Annotated in this window: 15 protein-coding genes and 1 pseudogene; 10 read left to right on the forward strand and 6 right to left on the reverse strand. The window is 67.4% G+C overall.

The annotated features are described in order from the left end of the window. Both AX692_RS16265 and AX692_RS16270 read left to right on the forward strand, forming a co-directional pair. Positions 1-553 (forward strand): annotated as a pseudogene (locus tag AX692_RS16265) (RsmB/NOP family class I SAM-dependent RNA methyltransferase); the annotation flags it as partial. Positions 554-615: 62 nt separating this feature from the next. Continuing rightward, the gene (locus AX692_RS16270; RefSeq protein ID WP_230959544.1) at positions 616-1,113 is read left to right on the forward strand and encodes a tetratricopeptide repeat protein; all 498 of its coding nucleotides are present in this window, start codon (positions 616-618) and stop codon (positions 1,111-1,113) included. A 4-nt stretch (positions 1,114-1,117) separates the two neighbouring features. On the opposite strand, the gene AX692_RS16275 is transcribed toward AX692_RS16270, so the two are convergent. Together AX692_RS16275 and AX692_RS16280 are read right to left on the reverse strand one after the other, a co-directional pair. Continuing rightward, complete coding sequence (locus AX692_RS16275) at positions 1,118-1,600, reverse strand: RNA pyrophosphohydrolase (protein ID WP_073975661.1); 483 nt, start codon at positions 1,598-1,600, stop codon at positions 1,118-1,120. Continuing rightward, positions 1,597-2,547: an alpha/beta hydrolase gene (locus AX692_RS16280; RefSeq protein WP_073975660.1), complete on the reverse strand. Its 951-nt coding sequence runs from the start codon at positions 2,545-2,547 to the stop codon at positions 1,597-1,599. Before AX692_RS16280 ends, AX692_RS16275 begins: the two co-directional genes overlap by 4 nt. 94 nt (positions 2,548-2,641) lie before the next feature. Between AX692_RS16280 and AX692_RS16285 the strand changes: the two genes are divergently transcribed. From AX692_RS16285 to AX692_RS16295, 3 genes are all read left to right on the forward strand, one after another. Next, on the forward strand, positions 2,642-3,631 hold the full coding sequence (locus AX692_RS16285) for a metal-dependent hydrolase (RefSeq protein WP_073975659.1): 990 nt from the start codon (positions 2,642-2,644) through the stop codon (positions 3,629-3,631). Between the two features lie 148 nt (positions 3,632-3,779). After that, a complete protein-coding gene (locus AX692_RS16290) occupies positions 3,780-5,204 on the forward strand; it encodes a cryptochrome/photolyase family protein (RefSeq protein WP_073975658.1) in 1,425 nt (474 codons plus the stop codon). Between the two features lie 66 nt (positions 5,205-5,270). Continuing rightward, positions 5,271-6,467 (forward strand): serine hydrolase domain-containing protein, encoded by a 1,197-nt coding sequence (locus AX692_RS16295; protein ID WP_081095402.1) that lies wholly within the window; start codon positions 5,271-5,273, stop codon positions 6,465-6,467. 19 nt (positions 6,468-6,486) lie between these two features. Here AX692_RS16295 and AX692_RS16300 read toward each other — a convergent pair whose 3' ends face one another. The 3 genes from AX692_RS16300 to purF form a co-directional block, all read right to left on the reverse strand. Beyond that, positions 6,487-6,834 (reverse strand): PilZ domain-containing protein, encoded by a 348-nt coding sequence (locus AX692_RS16300; protein WP_073975657.1) that lies wholly within the window; start codon positions 6,832-6,834, stop codon positions 6,487-6,489. A 133-nt stretch (positions 6,835-6,967) separates the two neighbouring features. Continuing rightward, positions 6,968-7,690, reverse strand: coding sequence for an SDR family NAD(P)-dependent oxidoreductase (locus AX692_RS16305; protein ID WP_073975656.1), 723 nt, complete (start codon positions 7,688-7,690; stop codon positions 6,968-6,970). A gap of 6 nt (positions 7,691-7,696) precedes the next feature. Then, positions 7,697-9,184 carry an amidophosphoribosyltransferase gene (gene purF, locus AX692_RS16310; RefSeq protein ID WP_419470487.1) on the reverse strand — a complete coding sequence of 496 codons (1,488 nt, stop codon included), beginning with the start codon at positions 9,182-9,184 and terminating at the stop codon, positions 7,697-7,699. Between the two features lie 218 nt (positions 9,185-9,402). Between purF and AX692_RS16315 the strand changes: the two genes are divergently transcribed. The 5 genes from AX692_RS16315 (at position 9,403) to dnaE (ending at position 15,811) form a co-directional block, all read left to right on the forward strand. Next, complete coding sequence (locus AX692_RS16315) at positions 9,403-10,656, forward strand: lipoprotein-releasing ABC transporter permease subunit (protein ID WP_073975655.1); 1,254 nt, start codon at positions 9,403-9,405, stop codon at positions 10,654-10,656. Beyond that, a complete protein-coding gene (locus tag AX692_RS16320) occupies positions 10,649-11,320 on the forward strand; it encodes an ABC transporter ATP-binding protein (RefSeq protein ID WP_073975654.1) in 672 nt (223 codons plus the stop codon). The genes AX692_RS16315 and AX692_RS16320 overlap by 8 nt, the downstream gene beginning before the upstream one ends. A gap of 55 nt (positions 11,321-11,375) precedes the next feature. Next, the gene (locus tag AX692_RS16325) at positions 11,376-11,660 is read left to right on the forward strand and encodes a hypothetical protein (protein ID WP_073975653.1); all 285 of its coding nucleotides are present in this window, start codon (positions 11,376-11,378) and stop codon (positions 11,658-11,660) included. 28 nt (positions 11,661-11,688) lie between these two features. Continuing rightward, positions 11,689-12,168, forward strand: a complete 480-nt coding sequence (locus AX692_RS16330) for a glutathione peroxidase (protein WP_073975652.1) — start codon at positions 11,689-11,691, stop codon at positions 12,166-12,168. A 142-nt stretch (positions 12,169-12,310) separates the two neighbouring features. Next, the gene (gene dnaE / locus AX692_RS16335) at positions 12,311-15,811 is read left to right on the forward strand and encodes a DNA polymerase III subunit alpha (protein WP_073975666.1); all 3,501 of its coding nucleotides are present in this window, start codon (positions 12,311-12,313) and stop codon (positions 15,809-15,811) included. Positions 15,812-15,851: 40 nt separating this feature from the next. On the opposite strand, the gene AX692_RS16340 is transcribed toward dnaE, so the two are convergent. After that, a partial coding sequence (locus tag AX692_RS16340; protein ID WP_155646355.1) for an OmpA family protein occupies positions 15,852-16,211 on the reverse strand: 360 nt, incomplete at its 5' end.

Consider the following 16,211-nt stretch of genomic DNA (forward strand, 5'->3'; position numbering starts at 1 on the left):
GCGCTTGTCGGTGTCGGCAGCGATCAGGCTCGCCGCGAGGCTCGGGAACGCGGCGAGCCTGATCGCTGCCGACACCGACAAGCGCCGCCTCGGCAACCTTGCCCCGCGCGCCGCAAGGGCCGGAGCGGCGGTCGACCATACCGTGTTGCTCGATCCCGGCCGCGAAATGCGGAGCCTCCATCCGTGGGCCAACAAGGCCGATCACGTGCTCGTCGACGCGCCGTGTTCGGGCAGTGGCACCTGGCGGCGCAGCCCCGAGGGGCGGTGGCGACTCGACCCGGCCGAACTCGCGCGCCTTAACCATTTGCAGGACCACGTGCTCGATATCGCCGCGCAGCTGACCCGGCCGGGCGGGACCATCGCCTTCGTCACCTGCTCAGTGCTCGATGCCGAGGGGCCCGACCGCGCCGCCGCCTTCCTGACGCGCCATCCGCGCTGGAGCGCCGCGCCGCTGGCGCTCCCGCTCGGCACGCCGCGCGGTGCAGGAATTCGCCTCGATCCGCTCCATCACGGCACGGATGGTTTTTTCATCGCATGCCTTCGTTCACCATGATAGGCTCCGGTGTTATGACCCAGCCATCCGGTTCCCGGTCTCAAGCACTCAAGGAGCTTCTGATGCGTTTCGCAGCCCCTGCCGCCGCTCTCTCGCTGTGCCTTGCCATGACGGCGAGCATGTCGCTGGCCGGAAGCGAGGCAGGGCCCGATCCGCGCGCTGCGGCGTTGATCGCGCAGGGGCAGGCCTCGCTCGCCGCCGGAGAGCCGCAGGCCGCGACCGACGCTTTCGAGGCCGCGCTGGCGGTCGATCCGGGCTACACCCCGATCTTCATCGACCTTGCCGAGGCCGCGCGCCAGCAGGGGTTGCAGGGCAAGGCGATCCGCTATTACCGCGAGGCGCTCGAGCGCGATCCGGGGAACTTCGCGGCGATCTCCGGCGAGGGCGCGGCGCTGGTCGAGAAGGGCGCGCTCGAGAAGGCCAAGCGCAACCTCGCCAAGCTGCAATCGCTGTGCGGTGATGAGTGCCCCGAAACGGTCGCCCTGCAATCGACCATCGCACGCGGCGCGCCCGCCAGGCTGGCGGTGGAGAGCAAGGGTGACGGGGCGGCGTCGAACTGAGCGTTCAGATCAGCCCCCGGAACTCCGCCAGCACTTCCTCGTAAACCGCCCGCTTGAAGGGCACGATCACCTCCGGCAGCAGGCCCGGATCGATCCAGCGCCATGCGTTGAACTCGGGCGGGTCGTGCGCTTCGAGGTTCACGTCGCTGTCCTGCCCGAGAAAGCGGCCGAGGAACCAGTGCTGTTCCTGCCCGCGATACTTGCCCTTCCACACCTTGCCGAGCAGCTCGGGCGGCAGATCGTAGCGGATCGGGCGCGAGGCTGGGGCGATGACCTCGACGAGCGACTCTCCGATACCGGTCTCCTCCGCGAGCTCGCGCAGCGCGGCTGCGCGCAGGTCCTCGCCCTTGTCGATCCCGCCCTGCGGCATCTGCCAGAAGCCGTGCGCCGAAGGGTCGATGCGCTGGCCGACGAAGACGAGGCCATCGCGGTTGACCAGCATGAACCCCGCGCAGGGGCGATAGGGAAGGCTCTCGCGATCGATCATGCGGGGCTCTCCAGCATGAAGCGCATCGCCGCGACGATGCGTTCGAGGTCGGCTTGCGTCGAAGGCACCATCTGCCTCAGGTTGACGAAGGAATGCGTCACCCCGCGCATCTCGAGGAACACCACGTCACGCCCCGCGTCGACCAGTGCCCTGGCATAGGCGCGGCCCGAATCGCGGATGGGGTCAAGGCTGGCGGTGACGACGATGGTTGGCGGGGCAGTGGAGTGGTCGGAGAGGATCGGGAAGCCGCGCGGGTCCGAGCGGTCCGCGGCGTAGGCGGCGTCGAAGAAGCCCATGGTCTCGGCGGTGAGGACGAAGCCCTCGCTGAATTGCGCCATGCTCTCCGAGCCGTTGGCATCGGCGACCAACGGGAAAATCGGGACTTGCAGCAGCACCGGCACGGCGGCGGGGCGCTGCCCAAGCAGCTGGCTCACCACCACCGTGGCGTTGCCGCCCGCCGAATCGCCGATGGTGACGATGCCGCTCGCCGTGAGGCCCAGTTCGGCAGGAGAGGATGCCACCCACCGCGTCGCCGCCTCGCAATCGAGGATTGCGGCGGGGAAGGGCGCCTCGGGCGCGCGGGCATAGTGGACCGCGACCAAGGGCAAGTCGGCGAGCGCGGCGATCTCGGTGCAGAGGGCATGGTGGGTGTCGAGGTCCCCGATCACGAAGCCGCCGCCGTGGTAGAAGGTGATCACCGGCGTCGCCCCCTCGCGGCTCTCGCGCGCGTCGTAGAGGCGCAGGGGAATGTCGCCGTTCGGTCCGGGGCACGAAAGGTCGCGGATCACCGGCAGCGCTCGCGCGGGGCGGTCGGCGAGGTTGTGCAGCGCCTGGTAAGAGGCGCGCGCCTCCTCCAGCGTCATGTCAACGATCTTCGGCCCGTTCACCTGCGCCATCATGTCGAGGAAGGCCTTCATGTCGGGGCGAATGAAAGGCGCGTCGGTCATCGTGGTTCTCTCCCGTTGTCGGGCCCCGCGATAGGCGAGGGAACGGCGGATTTCCACTCGCTAGATTGCAGGCGGCGCGCTAGCCTCGGAAGCGATGGACAATCTGACACATAGCCTTGTCGGCGCGGTGATGGGGCAGGCGGGGCTCAAGAAGACCACCGGCCTTGCCATGCCCGCGCTGATCATCGGCGCGAACCTGCCCGATGTGGACGCGGCGTGCTTCTTCTGGCTCGAGGGCACCGAGCACCTCGCCTTCCGCAGAGGCATCACCCACGGCCCGCCCGCGCTGGTGCTGCTGCCGCTGATCCTGGCGGGGCTGCTGTGGGGCTGGGACCGCTGGCAGACCCGGCGCGGCACGCGGCCCGAGGCGCGGCTGCCGGTGCGCTTCGGGTGGCTCTATGCGATGGCCTTCATCGGCTGCCTCAGCCACCCCTTCTTCGACTGGCTCAACGTCTACGGCATCCGGCTGCTGGAGCCGTTCTCCTCGCAATGGTTCTATGGCGATACGCTGTTCATCATCGACCCGTGGCTGTGGGCGATGCTGATTGCGAGCGTGTGGTGGTCGCGGCGGCGGGAGAAGGCGGGGGCGAGCTATCGCTGGCCCGCCATCTTCGGGATCGTGGCGACGCTCGGCTATATCGGCTGGAACTGGCTTACGACGGAGACCGCCTTCGTGGTCTACTCGATAAATTCCAAGGTTCCGCCGATCGACGCAGACGGCCAGTTCCGGCGTTCCGAAATCCCCGAGGCGCAGCAGATTGCTGCCCCGGTTCCAATATGGTCAGGCCAACGCGAACTTATTCTTGGCGAGAAGAACCGATACTACGTCATCCACCCGGGTAAGCCGCAAAGTCCGTGGACCGCCAAACCGATCACCGACAAGCCCTGTGCTTGGCCTGATGTCGAGGCTCTGCGCCGCACCAACACCCAACTCGACGCCTTCCTGTTCTGGTCGCGCGCGCCCTTCGCGACCCGCGCGCCGGACGGGTCGGTGATGCTCTACGACGCCCGCTTCTACGATCCACGCGCGCGGGACCGGTTCTCGGTCGCGCTCCCGGATGTGAAGTGCGAACCGCTTCCCTAGTTCGTTATCCTGAACTTGTTTCAGGATCCATTCTTCCCCACTCGCCGCCGCTCGGAATTGCGCGATGGATGCTGGAAACGAAGTTCACCAAAGGTGAAACAAGTTCAGTATGACGGCGTTGGGTGGGTTTGGATCAACAGAGTAACCAATGCCCCAAACCCAAATCGTATGGCTGCGGCGCGATCTGCGCCTTGCCGACAATCCCGCGCTTTATCACGCCGCCAAGGCAGGGCCGGTCATCGCGGTCTATGTCCTCGACGACGAGAGCCCGAAGCACCACGCCTATGGCGGCGCCTCGCGCTGGTGGCTGCATCATTCGCTCGAGAGCCTTGCGGAGAGTTTCGCAACGAAGGGCTCGCGGCTGATCCTGCGGCGCGGGGAGGCGGTAGCGGAACTCGCCAAGCTTGCGCAGGAGGTCGGCGCGACCACCGTCCACTGCAACCGCCACTACGAGCCGTGGTGGCGCAAGGTGCAGGGCAAGCTGGCGGAACGCCTCGACCTGCAATGCCATGATGGCAATTACCTGATGCCGCCCGGCTCGGTCACCACGGGCTCGGGCGGGCAGTACAAGATCTACACGCCCTTCAGCCGCGCCCTGCGCGCGCAGCTTCCGCCGCGTGACGAACTCCCGGTGCCCGAGAAGCTGGGGGCTCCGGCAAGCTGGCCCGCCTCGGATGACCTCGCCGCGTGGAACCTCCTTCCCACCAGGCCCGACTGGGCGGGCGGCCTGCGCGACTTCTGGCAAGTCGGGGAGGAAGCCGCGCACCGGCGGATGCACTGGTGGGCCGATCATGTCGATGACTACCACGACAAGCGCAACAACCCTTCCGAGGACAAGGTCTCGCGCCTCTCGCCCCATCTCCACTTCGGCGAAATCTCGCCGATCCAGGTCTGGCACGCGCACCATGCGCGCAAGCAGCGAAGCGGTAGCGCAGACGACGCCCGGACGTCCGAGGGCTGGTCGACCTACGAAGGCGAGCTGATCTGGCGCGACTTCGCGACGAACACGATTTGCCAGTTCCCGGATTACGCCACCGCCAACCACCGCAAGGAATTCGACCGCTTTCCCTGGCGCGATCCCGCCACCGACGAAGCCGCCGCGCGCGATCTAAAAGCCTGGCAGCAAGGCCGCACCGGCTACCCGATCGTCGATGCCGGGATGCGCCAGCTGTGGCAGACCGGGTGGATGCACAACCGCGTGCGGATGATCACCGCGAGCTTCCTCATCAAGCACCTGCTGATCGACTGGCGCGTGGGCGAGCAGTGGTTCTGGGACACGCTGGTCGATGCCGACTATGCCTCCAACGCCACCAACTGGCAGTGGGTCGCGGGCACGGGCGGGGACAGCAACATGTTCAGCCGCATCATGGCGCCGCTCTCCCAGTCCGAGAAGTTCGACGCGGCGCGCTATATCCGCACCTATGTTCCCGAGCTGAAGGGGATCGACGAGCCCTATGTCCACGACCCCGAGGAATTCGGGCGGCGGCCCGCGGGCTATCCGCGCAAGATCGTCGCGCACCGCGCGGCGCGCGAGCGGGCGCTGGCGGCACTCAAGGCCATCAAACAGGGCTGAGCAGGGCTTGCCCCCGATGCCTCCGCCCGCCTATGCCTCTCGCCGACACGGTAACGAGAGGGTGAGATGACGGGCATGATCAAGGGCGCGGTTGCGGGTCTGGTGCTGGCGGCGATGCTGGCGGGCGGCGGGGTGCAGGCCGAGGAACAGGGCCCCGAAGCCCCGGCCGCGCGCCTGACCCAGCCTCCGGTGCGCGACCAGTCCGAGCTCCAGGTGCTGTTCTGGACCGATGAACAGCGCACGCAGCGCTTCCGCGCGATGGAGCAGTGGTTCGCCGGCCACGAGGTGCCCGCTGCCGCGAGCGCGCGCGCGCTGCCCAAGGGCGCGCCGCTCTCCGAGGGATTGCAGGCCGATCTGATCGCGACGATGCGCGAGACCGGCACCGCGGGGATGATGATCCTCGAGGACGGCAAGGTCCGCTTCGAGGCCTACAACCTCGATCTCGGCCCCGAGGACCGCTGGACCAGCTTTTCGGTCGCCAAGAGCTTCACCTCCACCCTGCTCGGCGCGGCACTCAAGGATGGTTACATCAAGAGCCTCGATGATCCCGTGACGCAATACATCCCCGGGCTCGCCGGCAGCGCTTATGACGGCGTCACCGTGAGGCAGCTCGCCACCATGACCAGCGGGGTCAAGTGGAACGAGGACTATGCCGATCCCAACTCCGATGTCGCCAAGACCCAGAGCTTCGTGATCGAACACGGGGCCAATGCCATCGTCGCGCAGATGAGACAGCTCCCGCGCGAGGCCGAGCCGGGGACGAAGTGGGTCTACAAGACCGGCGAGACAAACCTCATCGGCCTGCTGGTCGAGAATGCGGTGGGCAAGCCGCTGGCGGAGTATGCCAAGACGAAGATCGTCGACCCGGCGGGGTTTGCGGGCGGTCTGTTCTGGATGGTCGACCCGCGCGGCGGGAACATCGGCGGGTGCTGCCTGTCGCTCCGCCTCGCGGACTATGCGCGCATGGGGCTCTTCGCGCTCGAGGGCGGACAGGGCGTCGTGCCGGAGGGCTGGTTTGCCGAGGCGGGCAAGGCGCAGGTCGATTTTGCTCCGCGCGCGCCCGGCTTCGGATACGGCTACCAGTGGTGGGTCTATCCCGGCGGCAATTACGGCGCGCAAGGGATCTTCGGGCAGGGGATCACGCTCGTGCCCTCCAAGGGGCTGGTGATCGCCTTCGTCGGCAACTGGTCCAAGGCGAGCGGCGGGCCCGAGCGGGTGCGACTGCTCGCCATGGCCCCGCGCATCATCGCCGAGGCGGACTGACCGTTCCGGCAGCGCCGGGTCAGAGCGACTGCCGGTAGACCCCGGTGGTGCTGTAGCGCTGCAGGATGTTGTCGTGCACGATCGGGCTCAAGAGCTCGCTGAAGGCGCAGCCGACGATGCAGTTGTCCCACCACACCACCTCGGCCTGGAGCGATTCGAGGCCGGGGAGGGTGAGCCAGCACATCTGGCCCTCGTGCATGCGGTTGATCGAGGCGGCCGAGAAGCCCGAGATCGACAGATCATGCACCACGCTCTGGAACGCTCGCCCGCCCGAGGCGCGCAAGGTGGCCGGGATCGTCAGCCGAGTGCGGGGGCTGCAACGATCTTCCTGCGAGGCGGCGTGATAGGGATCGGTATGAAGCGGCATTGCCGTTGGCCTTGTATCGAAGCGGGCGGTCTCACGGGGCGGCTTGGTCCTCCCGGGAGAATGCGCAGAACGATCCTAACCGAGTGCTTCGGAACGTGGTGAACGCCACGTTAGACACGCGGCCCGGGCGCGGTCAGCCGATGCGCTCGCGGTGGAGGCCCTCGAAGCCTTCGGCCAGCAGCGCCGTCAGCCGCTCGGCGACGACCTCCGGGCCCTTGAGCGTGGAGGCATCCTCGCCCGGATAGGCGCGCGCGCGCATCTCGGTGCGGGTGGCGCCGGGGTCGATGATCGCGACGCGAAGGGGCGACAGGCGCTCGACTTCTGCGGCGTAGGTTTCGAGCAGGTTCTCGAAGGCGGCCTTGGTGGCGCTGTATGCCCCCCAATAGGGCCGCGGGGCAGCCGCGACCGAGCTGGTGAGGCCGATGATCTTGCCCGCCTTGGCGCGGCGCAGCAGCTGATCGAACCCGGCGATCAGCGCCTGGGTCGAGACCACATTGGTCAGCAGCGCCTGGTTGAACTGCTTGGGCTCCATCTGCGAGGCCGGGGTCAGTTCGGGCAGGTAGGCGGCGGCGAGCACCATGATGTCGAGCGTGTCCCAGCGCCCCGCGATGGCGCTCGCCAGCCGCGACACGGCATCGGGCTCGGTCAGATCGAGTGGGGCGATGGTCGAGGTGCCGCCGGCGGCATGGATCGCGTCCTCCACTTCCTCAAGCGCCTTGACCTTGCGCGCCACAAGAATGACGTGCGCGCCCGCGGCGGCGAGCGCCTTGGCGGTGGCCGCGCCGATCCCGCGGCTCGCTCCAGTGACAAGCGCGGTCTGGCCGGCGAGCGGCTTGGCAGTGGTGGTGTCGGTCATGATCGGTCAGGCAGCCTTGGGATCAGCGAAGGGAAGCTGGGCGCTCCTCGCCTCGGCGAGCGCGAGGTCGGTGAGCGAGGTCGGGTAGTCGCCGGTGAAGCAGGCGTCGCAGAACTGCGGGCAGGCCTTGTCGCGCCCCTGCTTGCCGACCGCGCGGTAGAGCCCGTCGATCGAGATGAAGGCGAGGCTGTCGGCCTTGATGAACTCGCGCATCGGTTCGAGCTCCATGCGCGCGGCGAGCAGCTTGGAGCGTTCGGGGGTGTCGACGCCGTAGAAACAGGAATGCGCGGTCGGCGGGCTGGCGACGCGGAAGTGGATCTCCGCCGCGCCGGCCTCGCGCATCATCTCGACGATCTTGAGGCTGGTGGTGCCGCGCACGATCGAATCGTCGATCAGCACGATGCGCTTGCCTTCAACGAGGGCGCGGTTGGCGTTGTGCTTGCGCTTGACGCTCGAATGGCGCTGGCCGTCGCCCGGCTGGATGAAGGTGCGCCCGACATAGTGCGAGCGGATGATGCCGAGCTCGAAGGGCAGCCCCGATGCTTGCGCAAAGCCGATCGCGGCAGGCACCCCGCTGTCGGGCACGGGGACGACGAGGTCGGCCTCGCACGGAGCCTCGAGCGCGAGCTCGATACCGATCGCCTTCCTCGCTTCGTAGACCGAGCGGCCCGCAAAGACAGAGTCGGGGCGGCTGAAATAGACGTGCTCGAAGATGCAGGGGCGCGCGGGCGGGCTGCCGAAGGGGCGCACGGAGCGGATCTCGCCGGCGAAATCGACCAGCACCAGCTCGCCCGGCTCGATCTCGCGGATCAGTTCGGCGCCGACGACGTCGAAGGCCACGGTTTCGGAGGCGAACAGGATCGCGTCACCCATGCGGCCCATTACCAGCGGGCGGATGCCGAGCGGGTCGCGGCAGGCGATCATGCCCTCGGGCGTCATCACGATCAGCGCATAGGCGCCCTCGACCAGCCGCAGCGCGTCGACCAGACGGTCGGCGATAGTGGGGTAGCGGCTTGTGGCGACGAGGTGGATGATCACCTCGGTGTCCGAGGTCGACTGGAAGATCGAGCCCTTGTTGACGAGGTCGGCGCGCAGGGTCTGCGCGTTGGAGATATTGCCGTTGTGCGCCACCGCGAAGCCGCCGCTGGCAAGGTCGGCATAGAGCGGCTGGACATTGCGCAGCCCCGCGCCGCCGGTGGTCGAATAGCGCACGTGGCCCGCTGCCATGTGGCCCGGCAGCGCGGCGATCGCCTCGGAGCTGGAGAAATTCTCGGCGACATGCCCGAGGCCGCGGGTGGCGTAGAATTCGCTGCCATCGAAGCTGACGATCCCGGCCGCTTCCTGACCGCGGTGTTGGAGCGCGTGGAGGCCCAATGCGGTGGTCGCCGCCGCCTCGCTGGCGCGGATCGCGCCGAAGATGCCGCATTCCTCGCGCAGCTTGTCGCCATCACCATCAAGGAAGGGATGGGTCACATTCTGAAGGTTCATCGGCATCACCAGACCTGTTCGCGTGCACACCCGCGTTGGCGCGCCCCTCCAATGGCGATGTGACGGATCAATTACAAGGGAAAGGAGCCCCGCCTTGCCCGGCTTTTTGGCGACCGGCGTGTGACACCCACGCCCGGGGGGGAGCACGCCCACAGGGATTGCCGCGCGGGCCGCGGCACCCTACATGCGGCGGCAACTTCCTCTATGGGCGCACCTTACCGCACATGCTCTCCCCCTTCGAATGGATGATCGCCAAGCGCTACCTCTGGCCGGGCAAGGGGGAGGCTTTCATCGCGCTGGTCGCGGCGATTTCGGTCGGCGTGGTCTCGCTCTCGGTCGCGCTGCTGGTGGTCGTCATGAGCGTCATGAACGGCTTTCGCGGCGAGCTGCTCGACAAGATCACCGATCTGAACGGCCACGCCGTGGTGCAGGCCGTCGGCGGCCGGATCGAGGACTGGCAGACCGTGCTCGCGGCGCTCGAGAAGACGCCGGGCGTGGTCTCGGCGACGCCGATGATCGAGAAGCCGCTGCTGGTGAACTTCAACGGCAATGTCGACGGCATCCTGCTGCGCGGCCAGACCGACAAGGACCTCGCCGGCCTGTCTGAAAAGGTGCTGCTCGGTGATATCGCCAGCCTCTCCGCGCCGCCCGCCCCCGAGGGCTTCGCGCGCGTCGCGGTCGGCAGCCGGCTGGCGCAGAACCTCGGCATTCGGGTGGGCGATGTCATCACCATCATCAACCCCGCGGGCCGCTCCACCCCCTTCGGCACCACCCCGCGCCAGGTGCCCTACGAGGTCGGCGCGATCTTCGAGGTCGGTATTTCCACCTTCGACGAGAAGTTCGTCATGCTGCCGCTCGCCGAGGCGCAGAGCCTGCTCCTGATGGGCGATGCGGTGGCGCAGATCGAGGTCAACGTCGACGATCCCGACAAGGTCGGCACGATCCTCGCACCGGTGCGGGAGACGCTTTCGGGCCGCACCGTGATCTCCGACTGGAAATCGATGAACTCGGCGCTGTTCGAGGCCTTGCAGGTGGAGCGCGTGGCGATGTTCTTCGCGCTCTCCTTCATGGTCGTGGTTGCCTCGTTCAACATCCTGTCGAGCCTCGTGATGCTGGTGCGCGCCAAGACCCGCGACATCGCGATCATGCGCACGATGGGCGCGACGCGGCGCTCGCTGCTCAAGATCTTCGTCACCACCGGCACCACCATCGGCGTGATCGGGACGGGGACCGGGCTGCTGCTGGGTTCGGTCATCCTGTTCTTCCGCGAGCCCATCGTCGCGGGGATCGCTTTCGTCACCGGCCAGCAGATCTGGGACCCCGAGGTGCGCTTCCTCTCGACGTTGCCGTCGCGCACCGATCCGTGGGAGGTGTTCGGGATCGTCTGCCTTGCGCTTGGCATGAGCTTCCTGGCGACGCTCTATCCGGCGCTCAAGGCGGCCAATACCGATCCGGTGCAGGTGCTGCGTTATGAGTGATATCGTTGTCCTGAAGGGCCTGAAGCGCACCTTCGAACAAGGGGGCGAGCGGATCGAGGTGCTGCGCGGGGTCGATCTTGCGATTGCGCCCGGAGAGATCGTCGCACTGCTCGGCCCCTCGGGCTCGGGCAAGTCGACGCTGCTACAGGCCGTCGGCCTCCTGGAAGGCGGGTTCGAGGGCGCGATCACCATCGCCGGCACTGCGGCCGAAGCGCTGGCGGGCGACGCGCGCACCAAGCTCAGGCGCGAGCATCTGGGCTTCGTCTACCAGTTCCATCACCTCCTCCCCGATTTCGACGCGCGCGAGAACGTGGTCATGCCGCAGATGATCCTCGGCACACCCCGCGCCGAGGCGGAGGCGCGGGCCGACAGCCTGCTCGCCAACCTCGGGCTCGGCCACCGCCTGACCCATCGCCCGAGCCAGCTTTCGGGCGGCGAGCAGCAGCGCGTCGCCGTCGCCCGCGCGCTCGCCAACCGGCCGACGCTGGTGCTGGCCGATGAGCCGACCGGCAATCTCGACGAGCACACCTCCGAGACGGTGCTCGCGCAGTTCCTCGCGCTGGTGCGGGGCGAGGGCAGCGCGGCGCTGGTCGCGACCCACAACGAGCGGCTTGCGGCGAAGATGGACCGGGTGGTGCGGCTGAAGGACGGCGTGCTGATGTAGGATAGGTCGCATGGCTCCGGCGCGGCGCAGGATGGCGCGCAAAGGAGATTGCACCATGGTAGACCATCCCAGCACTTTCGGCAGCGAAACCAACCGCTCGGGCGAACACGCTTGGGATGATCGCGCGCGGATCGTCTCGGCCAACCAGAGCGACAAGCTCGACGGCGGCGGCATCCCACTGCTGCGCGGCACCTTTGCCGAGATGATCCGCCGTATCGCCTTGCTCACCGAGGAAGACCGCGACGGCTACGTGATCGAGAAGGCCGGGGACCGCATCTACACCGCCGCCGAGGCGATGGCGCTTGCCAGCCGCCCCGACTTTCCCGCACAAGACCCCTGAGACCATCCACGTCGTTCAGGGGGCACCGATGACGACCATCGCCGATTTCACCGTCACCACCAACCGGGGCGAGCCGCTCGACCTGTCGGGCAAGCTCGGCCAGGTGCTGCTGGTGGTCAACACCGCGAGCAAGTGCGGCTTCACCCCGCAATATGACGGGCTGGAGAAGCTCTATCAGACCTACAAGGATCGCGGCTTCGAGGTGCTGGGCTTTCCCTGCAACCAGTTCGGCGCGCAGGAACCCGGCGATGCCGAGGAAATCGCGCAGTTCTGCAAGGTCAATTTCGGCGTCACCTTCCCGCTGATGGCCAAGATCGACGTCAACGGCGCCAATGCCTCGCCGCTCTACGGCTGGCTCAAGACCGAGGCCAAGGGGCTGATGGGTTCGACCTCAATCAAGTGGAACTTCACGAAATTCCTGATCGGGCGCGATGGCAAGGTGGTGCGCCGCTACGGCCCGACCGACACCCCCGCGGCGATCGCGAAGGACATCGAGGCGCTGCTTTAGCAGATTCGTCACCTCGGCCCCGAGCCGGGGGCGCTCGCAGCCGAGAGCGGTTCCTGATCAAGTCCGGGAGGATGGCTCTTGAGCCAGTTTCCTGTGGAAGCTGCCCTTGGCGCTCGCGGTCCGGATGCGCATATTCGCGCCCATGCCTTTCGCCCCCTTCGTCCCCTTGCGCGTGCTGTCGTCCTATTCGATGCTCGAAGGGGCGATCGATCCCAAGGACATCGCCAAGCTGGCAAAAGAGCGCGGCTTTCCGGCGATCGCGATCTGCGACCGCAATGGCCTCTACGGCATCATGGCCTTCGCCGCCGCGTGCAAGAACGAGGGCGTGCAGCCGATCATCGGCACCTTGCTGGGCGTCGCGCGTGGGGATGACAGGGGCACGGTCGATTACCTGCCGCTCTTCGCGCAGGACGATGCGGGGTACGACAACCTGTGCCACCTCGTCTCGGCCGCGCATCTGGATCGCCCTCTCGAGCGCGATCCGCATGTCACGCTCGCCGACCTCGAAGGCCGCACAGATGGCCTGATCGCGCTGACCGGCGCGGGCGAGGGCGGGGTGACGCGCTTGCTCGCCGAAGGGCAGCAGGATGCCGCCTTGCGCCTCATCGAAAAGCTCGAGGCGCTGTTCCCCGGACGGCTCTATATCGAGCTCGCCCGCGCGGGCGATCCGCTGTGCGAGCGCGCCGAGGACGCGCTGGTCGATCTCGCCTACGCCCGCGACCTTCCGCTGGTCGCCACCAACCCCGCCAATTTCGCCGAGCCCCACATGCACAAGGCACACGACGCCATGCTGTGCATCGCCCATTCGACCCAGATCGAGGCGGATGATCGCCCGCGCTCCAATCCGCAGGCCTTCGTCAAGCATGCGAGCATGATGGAAGAGGCCTTCGCCGACCTGCCCGAGGCGACCGCGAACACCCTCGTGATCGCCCAGCGCTGCGCCTTCGCGCCGCCCTATCGCAAGCCGATCCTGCCGAGCCTTGCAGGCGACCTTGCGGGCGAGGCGCGGATGCTCGCCGAGGATTCGCGCGCCGGCCTCGAGGCGCGGCTCGCCGCCTATCCCGATCTCACCGAGGAGGAGCGCCGGGTCTATTTCGAGCGGCTCGAATTCGAGATCGACGTGATCGTGAAGATGGGTTTTCCCGGCTACTTCCTGATCGTTGCCGACTTCATCAAGTGGGCCAAGGAACAGGGCATTCCCGTGGGGCCGGGGCGCGGTTCGGGGGCGGGCTCGGCGGTCGCCTGGGCGCTGACCATCACCGATCTCGACCCCATCAAGCTGGGCCTCCTGTTCGAACGCTTCCTCAACCCCGAACGCGTCTCGATGCCCGACTTCGATATCGACTTCTGCGAAACCCGCCGCGGCGAAGTGATCCGCTATGTGCAGGCGAAATATGGCAGCGATCACGTCGCGCAGATCATCACCTTCGGCAAGCTGAAGGCCCGCGCGGTGCTGCGCGATTGCGGGCGCATCCTGCAGATGAGCTACGGGCAGGTCGACCGGCTGTGCAAGATGGTGCCCAACCACCCGACCGACCCCTGGACCCTGCCGCGCTCATTGAATGGCGCGGCGGATTTCAAGCGCGAATACGACAACGACAAGGAGGTGAAGCGCCTCGTCGACCTCGCGATGCAGCTCGAAGGCCTGCCGCGGAACTCCTCGACCCACGCGGCGGGCGTGGTGATCGGCGACCGGCCGCTCGCCAAGCTGGTGCCGCTCTATCGCGACCCGCGCTCGGACATGCCGGTGACGCAGTTCGACATGAAGTATGTCGAAAGCTCGGGGCTGGTGAAGTTCGACTTCCTCGGGCTGAAGACCCTGTCGGTGCTGAGGAAGGCTGTCGACCTGCTCGAAAAACGCGGCATCGCCATCGATCTGGGCGCGCTGCCCTTGGACGACGCGCAGGTCTACACCCTCATGCAGGCGGGCAACACGGTGGGGGTGTTCCAGCTGGAATCCGAAGGGATGCGCCGCACGCTCAAGGCGGTGAAGCCGACCAATTTCGGCGACATCATCGCGCTCGTCTCGCTCTACCGCCCGGGCCCGATGGACAACATCCCGCTGTTCGGCCAGCGCAAGGCGGGCCTCGTGCCGATCGAATACCCGCACCCCAAACTGGAAGGCATCCTTGCCGAGACCTACGGGATCTTCGTCTACCAGGAACAGGTGATGCAGGCCGCGCAGGTGCTCGCGGGCTATTCGCTCGGTGACGCGGACCTGTTGCGCCGCGCGATGGGCAAGAAGGTGCAGGCCGAAATGGACGCCCAGCGCGGGCGTTTTGTCGAGGGCTGCAAGGCGGTCTCCGACATCGAGGCGAAGCGCGCCAACGAGCTGTTCGACTTGATCGACAAGTTCGCCGGCTACGGCTTCAACAAGTCCCACGCCGCCGCCTATGCGCTTCTCGCCTATCAGACCGCGTGGATGAAGGCGCATTACCCCGAGGAATTCTACGCCGCCTCGATGTGCTTCGACATGCACCAGTCGGAGAAGCTGAACGTCTTCGTCGACGATGCGCGCCGCTACCCCAACGGGCAGGGCGGCATCGAGGTGCTGCCGCCCTGCATCAACGCCTCGGAGGCCGAATTCACCGTCGAGCAGACCGCCACCGGCTATGCGGTGCGCTATGCCCTCGCGGGCATCCGTAATGTCGGCGAGAAGGCGATGGAGGCGATCGTCGCCGAGCGGCAGGAGGGTGGGGCTTATGTGAGCCTCAAGGACCTGTTCGAGCGGCTGCCGCAGGGCACCATGAACCGCCGCCAGCTGGAAGGCCTGATCTGCGCGGGAGCCTTCGACGGGCTGGAGCCCGACCGCGGGCTGCTCTTCGCCAATGCCGAGCATCTGATGGCGGTCGCCGACGCTGCGATCCGCGAACGCTCCAGCGGGCAGGCAGGGCTGTTCGGCGGCGATGCGGGGCCGGCGGAGGAACTGCGCCTGCAACCCTGCGCGCCGTGGTCGCGCCCCGAAAAGATGGCCAAGGAACGCGAGAACTTCGGCTTCTACTTCTCCGCTCACCCCGTAGCGCAATATCGCGAGGCGGCCTCGGCCAATGGCGCGCGCACCTATCAGAGCCTGATGGAAGCGGGCGCGCCGCCGGGCGGGCGCGGGACGGCGGTGATGGCGGCGTTGGTCGAAGGCATCAACAAGGCGCGCACCCGCAAGGGCGGCACCTTCGTTCGCGCGGATTTCTCCGATTCCTCCGGTCAGTTTTCCGCCGCCTGTTTCGAGGAATCGCTGGTCCCCGATTTCGAGCGCTGGGCCGCGGCCGGCGAATGCCTTCTGCTGACGGTCGAACTCGATTCGCCCAACCCCGACGAGCTCCCGCGCCTCACCGTGCGCGGCGCGCGGCCGCTTGCGGCGGTGAGCGGGACGACCGCAATGGAGCTCTCGGCGGAGATTGCCACGCCCGAAGCCTTGCGCGAATTGCGCATCGAGCTCGATGCCGCGCGTGGCGATCGCCCGACCGGCGCGGGCGAGGTGGTGGTGACACTCGCGCTCGCCGATGGCGGGCAGGCGCGCATGTGCCTCGGGCGCAATTTCGTGCTGACGGGCGAACTCGCCGAGCGGCTCGCCGGCGTCGCAGGGATCGCCAAGGTCAACCTCGCGCCCTTGAAGAAGCGCGGGAACCTGCGGCTCGTCGCGTAGAAAAAGAGGGGCCGGATCGCTCCGGCCCCTCCTGGCTTCGTTACATTCCCGAACCCGGGCCGTAGGTGATCTCGACCCGGCGGTTCTGCGGCTCGCGCACCCCGTCAGCGGTCGGCACGCGCGGCTGGCTTTCGCCGAAGGCCTGACTCATCATCTGCCCCGTCGGCACACCGCGCCCGGTGAGGTAGCTCTGCACCGAGGCATTGCGACGTTCGGCAAGGTTCTGGTTGTACTGCACACTCCCCGCAGTGTCGGTGTGCCCGGCCAGCATCACCCGCGCCGTGCCGCAATTGGCATAGGCGCTCGCGGCATTGTTGAGGATGCTCGCGGCTTCCGCGCTGATGTCCGACCGGTCGAAATCGAAGAACACGATATAGGGCCCGGTGTTGCACTGCACCTG

The organism is Erythrobacter donghaensis, assembly GCF_001557325.1.
In the GTDB taxonomy this organism is placed as follows: domain Bacteria; phylum Pseudomonadota; class Alphaproteobacteria; order Sphingomonadales; family Sphingomonadaceae; genus Erythrobacter; species Erythrobacter donghaensis_B.